Source organism: Nocardiopsis lucentensis DSM 44048, from assembly GCF_000341125.1.
GTDB lineage: Bacteria > Actinomycetota > Actinomycetes > Streptosporangiales > Streptosporangiaceae > Nocardiopsis > Nocardiopsis lucentensis.
Genome location: NZ_ANBC01000164.1, coordinates 1 through 7,782, shown reverse-complemented (window position 1 = coordinate 7,782; position 7,782 = coordinate 1). Strand labels below are relative to the sequence as shown.

The following is a 7,782-nucleotide window of genomic DNA, read 5'->3' as shown; positions in this document are numbered from 1 at the left end:
CCCCCCCGCCGCCCGCGTCAGAGCTCGATACCGACGATGTCCTCGGGGCGCACCGGCGCGTGCGTCAGCGCACGGCCGGTGGCGTCGCGGACCGCGGCCACGATCGCCGGGGTCGAGGACAGGGTCGGCGGCTCACCCGCGCCGCGCAGCCCGTAGGGGGCGCGCGGGTCGGGGTGCTCCAGGACGTCGATCCGCATCGGCGGGGTGTCCAGGATGGTCGGGATCAGGTAGTCCGTGAACGACGGGTTCCGGATCACGCTGTCCTTGACCTGGATCTCCTCCATCAGCGCCAGACCCAGACCCTGGGTCGAGGCGCCCTGGATCTGACCGGCCAGCTGCTGGGGGTGCAGTACCTTGCCGACGTCCTGCACCGCGTCCAGGGCCACGACCTTGACCAGGCCGAGCTCCACGTCCACGTCCACCACGGCGCGGTGCACGCACATGCCGAACTGGGTGTGCGAGTCACCCTGGCCCAGGACCGGGTCGATCATCTCGGTCGGACGGTGGTGGTGTTCGCGGGTCTCCTCCACCACCGTGCCACCGCTCGCGGAGTCGCCGAGCAGGTCGGCCAGCGACGTCAGCACGCCGTCGGTGGCCGAGACCAGCTTGCCGCCCACCAGGGACAGGTCCGCGTCGTGCCGGTCGGCCGGGACCACACCGCGCTCGCGGGCGAAGGCGAACACCGACTCGCGCACGGCCTCACAGGCCAGCTTCACCGCACCACCGGTCATGTACGACTGGCGGGAGGCGGAGGAGGAACCGGCCGAACCCACCCCGGTGTCGGACGGGTTGATGACCACCTTCTCCACACCCAGCTCGGTGCGGGCGATCTGGCCCTTGACGGTGACCAGGCCCTGGCCGACCTCGGCGGCCGCCGTGTGCACGAGCACGATCGGCTCACCGGCCACGATCTCCATCCGCACACGTGCGGTGGAGTAGTCGTCGAAGCCCTCCGAGAAGCACAGGTTCTTCAGGCCCACGCCGTAGCCCACACCGCGCACGACACCCTCGCCGTGCGTGGTACCGGCCACGCCACCCGGAAGGGTGCGCAGGTCGGCGGGGTCGGGCAGCTCGGACCGGTCGACCGGCATCGGCAGGTCGCGGGCGCGCTGGAGCATCTCCGCCATCGGCAGCGGGCTGTGCAGCTCCTGGCCCGTGATGATCCGCGAACCCTGCGACATGGCGTTCTTGATCCGCAGGTCCACCGGGTGCATGCCCAGCTTCTCCGCGAGCTTGTCCATCTGCGACTCGTAGCCGAAGCACGCCTGGACCGCACCGAAACCGCGCATCGCGCCGCACGGCGGGTTGGTGGTGTACACCCCGTAGGCGTCCACGAGCACGTGGGGCACCTCGTAGGGGCCGATGCCCAGCGAGGAGGCCACACCCACCACAGCGGGCGTCGCCGAGGCGTAGGCGCCGCCGTCCACGATGATCTCCAGCGTGGCGTACAGCAGCGTTCCGTCGGCCTTGGCGCCGTGCTCGAAGCGCATCTTGGCCGGGTGCCGGTGCACGTGGCCGTAGAACGACTCCTCGCGGTTGTACACGATCTTGACCGGCTTGCCGGTGCGCAGGGCGAGCATGGCACCGTGGATCTGCATCGACAGGTCCTCGCGGCCGCCGAAGGCCCCGCCGACCCCCGCCATGGTCATCCGCACCTTGTCCTCGGGCAGGCCCAGGCAGGGCACGATCTGCCAGAGGTCGCTGTGCAGCCACTGGGTGGCGACGTAGATGTGGACGCCGCCGTCCTCCTCGGGGACGGCCAGGCCGGACTCGGGGCCCAGGAACGCCTGGTCCTGCATGCCGACCTCGTACTCGGTCTCCACGACCGCGTCGGCCTGGGCGCGCAGGGCCTGAAGGACCTCCCGCTCCCGGTCCTCGCTCCCGGCCACGTCCCGGAACCCGCCGGTGCGGATGGGCTGGTAGCGGACCCGGTTGCCGGACTGGTGGTACTCCTCGTGGATCTTGAGGCTGCCCTCCTCGTGCACCAGCGGGTACTCGGGGTCGAGGGCGGCCCGCCGCGAGTCGCTGACCGGGGGCAGGACCTCGTAGTCGACCTTGATCCGCTCCAGAGCGCGGCGGGCGGTCTCCGGGTGGTCGGCGGCCACGAGGGCCACCGGCTCACCCTTGTAGCGCACCTTGCCGAAGGCCAGCACCGGCTGGTCCTTGTACTCCAGGCCGTAGCGCTTGGCGCCGGGCACGTCCTCGTGCGTGAGCACGGCCTCCACGCCGGGGACCTTGAGCGCCTCGGTGATGTCGATGCCCAGGATCCTCGCGTGCGGGTGGGGGCTGCGCAGGGTCATCCCCCACAGCATGTCCTCCATCCACATGTCCGAGGAGTAGGCGAACTCCCCGGTCACCTTCAGGGTGCCGTCGGGGCGCAGCGGGCTGGACCCCAGCCCGTCCTTGGTGGTGCTGGACAGGTCCGTGACCGTCCGGGTGGTCGTCGTCGCCATCTAAAGGCTCGCCTCCTGAAGCAGGGCGCGGTGCGCGGCGCGACCGCGCGCGGCCGCGGTGTCGGCGGAGAGGGTCCGGAGCTGGCCGCGGTCGACGACGGTGTTCCCGCCGACGAGGAGCCGCTCCAGGGGAGGGGTGGGGCCGAAGACCGCGGCCACCACCGGGTCGTCGATCACGTCGTAACCGAAGCCGTCCACCCGCCACAGGGCGATGTCGGCGACCTTGCCCACGGTGATCGAACCGAGCTCGGCGTCGCGGCCCAGGACACGGGCGCCGCCCAGGGTCGCCATCTCCAGCGCCTGGCGGGCGCTCAGCGCCTGCGGGCCCTTGCGGGCACGGGCCATGAGCAGCGCCTGGTGCATCTCCCCGGCCAGGCCGGTGAGCTCGCTGGAGGCCGGGCCGTCCACGCCCAGGCCCACCCGGGCCCCCGCCTCCAGCAGCTCGGTCACCCGACAGATCCCCGCGCCCAGACGGGCGTTGGAGGTCGGGCAGTGCGCGATGCCGGTGCCGGTGGCCGCGATCCGGGCGATCGCGGTGTCGGACAGGTGCACCGCGTGGGCGAACCACACGTCCTCACCCAGCCAGCCGAGCTTCTCCGCGTACTCGACCGGGGTGCACCCGAACTCGGCCTGGCACTTCTCCTCCTCGTCGAGCGTCTCGGCGAGGTGGGTGTGCAGCCGCACACCCTTGGCGCGCGCCAGCTCGGCGGCGCCGACCATCAGCTCCCGGCTCACCGAGAACGGCGAGCACGGAGCCGCGGCCACGCGGGTCATCGACTCGGGAGAGGCGTCGTGGTGGGCGTCGATCGCCGCCGCGGTCCCCTCCAGGGCGCCGTCGGTGGTCTCCACGACGCTGTCCGGCGGCAGGCCGCCCGAGCTGTGCCCGCGGTCCATCGACCCGCGCGCCAGGTCCAGACGGATGCCCACCTCGCGGGCGGCCTCGACCTCGGCCGCCACGATGTCACCGCGGCCCGAGGGGTAGATGTAGTGGTGGTCGGAGGCGGTCGTGCACCCGGACAGGGCCAGGTGGGCCATCCCGGCGCTCGTCGTCCCCGACACCACCTCGGCGTCCAGCCGGTGCCAGATCTCGTAGGAACCCACCAGCCACTCGAAGAGCGTGCCGTCGGCGAACAGGCCCTGCGTGGCCCACTGGTACAGGTGGTTGTGCGTGTTGACCAGGCCCGGGGTGGCCAGGCACCCGCGCCCGTCGATCCGCTCGGCGCCCGCGACCTGCGGAGCCGGCCCCGCTCCGACCGCGCTGATCCGGCCGTCGGTGACCACGACGTGCCCGCCCGCGTACTCCGCGCCGTCCACCGTGACGACGTGGGCTCCCTCGATGACGATCGTGCGACTCATGCGTTGCTCCCGGAGGCCGCCCGACGCTCGGCGGCCAGGTGCACCGCGTCGATGATCTTCTCGTACCCCGTGCAGCGGCACAGGTTGCCCGCGAGCGCCTCGCGGATCTCCGCGTCGTCCGGGGCGGGCTTGCCGGCCCCCACCGTGCGCTCCAGCAGGTCGTCGGTCTGGACCAACAGGCCCGGCGTGCAGAAACCGCACTGGACGGCGCCCGCCTCGACGAACGCGTCCTGGACCGTGCCCAGGTTCTTGTCCGAACCCTTGCCCGACTCCTCGGCCAGGCCCTCGACGGTCCGGATCTCGCGGCCCTCGGCCTGTCCGGCGGCGATCATGCACGAACACGCCGTCACGCCGTCGAAGTAGACCGTGCAGGAGCCGCACTCACCCTGTTCACAGGCGTTCTTGCTGCCGGGGAGGCCCAACCGCTCACGGAGCACGTACAGCAGGCTCTCGCCCGGCCAGACGTTCTCGGCGGTCATCTCCTCGCCGTTGACGTTGAGGTTCACGCGCATCGCGTGGCTCCCTTCCGGTATTCGGTGACGGACCAGCTCAGCGCGCGACGCGCCATGACCGACATCGCGTGCTTGCGGTAGTCGGCGCTCCCCCGCTGGTCGTCGATGGGACGGGCGGCCGAGGCGACGAGCTCGCCGAAGCGCCGCACGGTGGCCTCCGAGGGCACCGACGCGTTCTCCCAGTCGAACTCGGCGGCCAGGAACTCCTCGGCGGCCTCCGAACGCACCGGCGTCGGGCCGACCGAGCCCAGACCCGTGCCCACGGTCCGGTTCTCGGCGTCCAGGGACAGGGAGAAGCCCGCGACCGAGATCACCATCGCGTTGCGCGTCCCGATCTTGAGGAACTGCTGCGGGCCCTTGGGGGCGGGCAGCAGGATCGCGGTGATCAGCTCGTCCGGCTGCAGGGCGGTCGTACGGAACGACAGGTAGAAGTCGCGGGCGGCGACCGTGCGCCGACCGCGCACCGACGCGAGTTCGATCACGGCGCCGGTGGCGAGCAGCGGCGGGTGCGTGTCACCGGCGGGGGAGGCGCCCCCGAGGTTGCCGCCGACCGTGCCCCGGTTGCGGATCTGCGGGGAGGCCACCGTCCGGGAGGCCTTGGCCAGGCCCGGGGCCTGCTTCTGCAGGTTCTCGATGATCCGGGTGTAGGGCACGCCCGCACCGAGGCGGGTGTACTCGCCCTCGGGACCCCACTCGGCCAGCTCGGGGATCCGGGCCAGGTCGATCAGGACCTCGGGGCGGTGCTTGTCGAAGTTGAGTTCCACCATGACATCGGTGCCGCCCATGATGGGCACCCCGTCAGGATGGGCGCTCTTGGCCTCGAGCGCCTCCTCCAGTGTGGAGGGACTCAGGAATTCCATACTTGTCCTCGTTGCTCGCCACGGAGTTGGTTGGACGTCGGAAGGTGTGCACAACTCCTGGGTAATCCGGTAGTGATGTGAAGTACACCACCGACGAGCCGAGCCCTACTAGCACGTAAAGACATGAACTGCCAGTGAAACGGGCCACTATCGTTGGGATCTTCCTACAAGTAACGTCTGCGCGAACGCCTCACGTCCCCCCGGTGTCCGCCAGATGGTGCCACTGGCGGGGAAGATCACGTACCGTCCACTGGGATCAGCCACCCCACAAGCAACAAAGGATCGTTCATGCAGATCAGTGAGCTGCTCGCCGTCAAGAGACTGCACCTGCGTTTCCTGACCGGAGCCGAGCACGCCCACCGCACCGTGCGGTGGTTCTACACCACCGATCTGCTCGAACCCGCCCGGTACCTGCGCGGCGGAGAGTTCATCCTCACCGGCATGATGTGGCGTACCCGCCCAGAGGACTCCGAGACATTCGTGTCCTCCATCGCCAGCGCCGGCGCGGTCGCCCTCGGCGCCGGAACAGCGCTGAGCGACATCCCGCCCGACCTGGTGGAGGCCTGCCGCGCCCACGACATCCCCCTCGTCGAGGTGCCCTCGGAGACCTCCTTCGGCGCGGTCACCGAGGAGGTCCTGCGCGCCCTGACCCAGCACCGGTTCACCACCATCTCCGAGACCCGGGACCGGCACCGCCGCGTCATGGCCGAGGTCGCCGCGGGAGCCGACTTCTCCGAGGCCTTCGCCGGGGCCGCCACCCAGGCCGGGATCACCTCCTGGGTGATCTCCTCCACCGGGCGCAGGGTCGCCTCCTCGAGCGCCCCCCTGTCACCCGACGCGGCCGAGTGGCTCGCCGCCAAGGCGCTCACCTGGCCGACCTTCCCTCGCACCGTCCGGCTGCCGGGCGGGGACGGCGCCGTGGTCACCGTCCTGCCCGTCCAGACCAAGGAGGCCCACCCCCTGGCCACCTGGCTGCTCGTGTGCGCGGGGGATCAGGGCGCCTGGACGGAGGAGGAACACGAGTCGGTCGCCGAACTCGTCTCCGTCGCCGTGCTCGCGCGCAGCCGCCGGGAGGAGCGCGCCCTGACCGACGCCCGCCACCTGGAGGGACTGCCCAGACTGCTGGCCGCCCAGCGTTTCGACGAGGCCGGCGCCCTGATGAGCGGCCTCGGCCCCGACGAGGACTTCGCCGAGCGCGGCCGCGTCGTGGTCCGGGCCGTCATGATGCCCGAACCCCGTATCCCCGACCTCACCCGACGCGTGCTCACCGAACTCGTCGCCGACTGGCCCGGCGCCGTGGTCACCGGCGACACCGACTCGCTGGCCGTCGTCCCGGTACCCGACGGGGTCGACGCCCGCCGCGGCGGCGAGGAGATCCGCGCCCGCCTCGTCCGCAGGGCCCGTGTCCTGGAGGGCGGACTGCTCGACTACCGCATCGCCCTCGGCCTCAGCTCCGCAGCCCACGGCGTGTCCGAACTGCGCGGCGCGGCCGTGGAGGCCCGCCACGCCCGCCGCCTGGCCGAACTGCGCGGCGGCCGGTCCAGGGTGATCGCCGGAGCCGAGATCGACTCCCACGAACTCCTGCTCGCCTCCGTCCCCGAGGAGGTCCAGTCCTCCTACCGTGAACGCCTGCTGGGCCCGCTCATCGCCTACGACCGCGACCACCGCTCCGAACTCGTCTCCACCCTGGAGCAGTTCCTGGAGCACTCCGGATCCTGGCAGCGCTGCGCGGCGGCCATGCACGTCCACGTCAACACCCTGCGCTACCGCATCGGCCGGGTCGAGGAGCTCACCGGACGCGACCTGAGCAGTCTGGAGCACAGGGTCGACCTGTTCCTGGCCCTGAAACTGCGGGACTGAGCGCGCCGGGGCGGGTTCTGTCACCGCCGACCGTTAGGGTCCGCGCGATGAGTACCGAACCCGCCCGCACCGCCATCGTCGACACCGACCTGTCCGGAGTCGACCGAGGCGCCCTGCCCGAAGCGTGGACGTTCGTCCGCTGCGACTTCACCGAGGCCGATCTGCGCGACGCCGACCTCGTCGACACCGTCTTCACCGACTGCCGCCTCGACGGAGCCCGACTGGACCGCGCGCTCCTGGACGGGGCGCGCCTCACGGGCGGCAGCGCCGCCGGAGCCTCGTTCACCCACGTGGACGGCCCCGACGCCCGGTTCGAGAAGATGGACCTGGCCAACACCCGCTGGCAGGGCGCGCTGCTCACCGACACGGCGTTCACCGGATGCCGGCTGACCGGCGCCGGGCTGACCTCCCTGCGCGGGGTCGGCTACACGTTCGCCCACTGCAATCTGATGCTGGCCCGCTGCAAGGGCCTCGACCTGCGCGGCCAGACCCTGGAAGGGCTGCGCCTGGACGAGGCCGACCTGGCCGGCGCCGACCTGCGGCAGACGGTATGGGTCGAGTCCCGACTGCGTGGCGCCAACCTGGTGGACGTCAAACTGGACGGGGCCGACCTGCGCGGCGCCGACCTGGGCGAACTCGCCCTGGACCAGGCGGGTTACCTGCGCGGCGCCACCATTGGACCCGCGCAGGCCGGGACGATCCTGGCCGCCCTGGGCATCACCGTCGTCGACGGCTGACACG

The 7,782-nt window shown here is 71.6% G+C and carries 6 protein-coding genes; 2 read left to right on the top strand and 4 right to left on the bottom strand.

All coding sequences use genetic code 11. The features are described from left to right. Positions 1-17: 17 nt before the first annotated feature. From D471_RS0105495 to D471_RS0105480, 4 genes are read right to left on the bottom strand one after another with little or no spacing between them, the layout of a single operon-like run. Entirely contained in the window at positions 18-2,453 is a 2,436-nt protein-coding gene (locus D471_RS0105495; RefSeq protein WP_017597702.1) for a xanthine dehydrogenase family protein molybdopterin-binding subunit, read from the bottom strand. Beyond that, entirely contained in the window at positions 2,454-3,809 is a 1,356-nt protein-coding gene (locus D471_RS0105490; protein WP_017597701.1) for an 8-oxoguanine deaminase, read from the bottom strand. Beyond that, positions 3,806-4,321 (bottom strand): (2Fe-2S)-binding protein, encoded by a 516-nt coding sequence (locus D471_RS0105485; protein WP_017597700.1) that lies wholly within the window; start codon positions 4,319-4,321, stop codon positions 3,806-3,808. The genes D471_RS0105490 and D471_RS0105485 overlap by 4 nt, the downstream gene beginning before the upstream one ends. Further along, the gene (locus D471_RS0105480; RefSeq protein ID WP_017597699.1) at positions 4,312-5,181 is read right to left on the bottom strand and encodes an FAD binding domain-containing protein; all 870 of its coding nucleotides are present in this window, start codon (positions 5,179-5,181) and stop codon (positions 4,312-4,314) included. Before D471_RS0105480 ends, D471_RS0105485 begins: the two co-directional genes overlap by 10 nt. Before the next feature lie 288 nt (positions 5,182-5,469). Between D471_RS0105480 and D471_RS0105475 the strand changes: the two genes are divergently transcribed. Both D471_RS0105475 and D471_RS0105470 read left to right on the top strand, forming a co-directional pair. Then, positions 5,470-7,041 carry a PucR family transcriptional regulator gene (locus tag D471_RS0105475; RefSeq protein ID WP_017597698.1) on the top strand — a complete coding sequence of 524 codons (1,572 nt, stop codon included), beginning with the start codon at positions 5,470-5,472 and terminating at the stop codon, positions 7,039-7,041. Positions 7,042-7,088: 47 nt separating this feature from the next. Beyond that, positions 7,089-7,778 carry a pentapeptide repeat-containing protein gene (locus D471_RS0105470; RefSeq protein WP_017597697.1) on the top strand — a complete coding sequence of 230 codons (690 nt, stop codon included), beginning with the start codon at positions 7,089-7,091 and terminating at the stop codon, positions 7,776-7,778. Positions 7,779-7,782 lie beyond the last annotated feature (4 nt).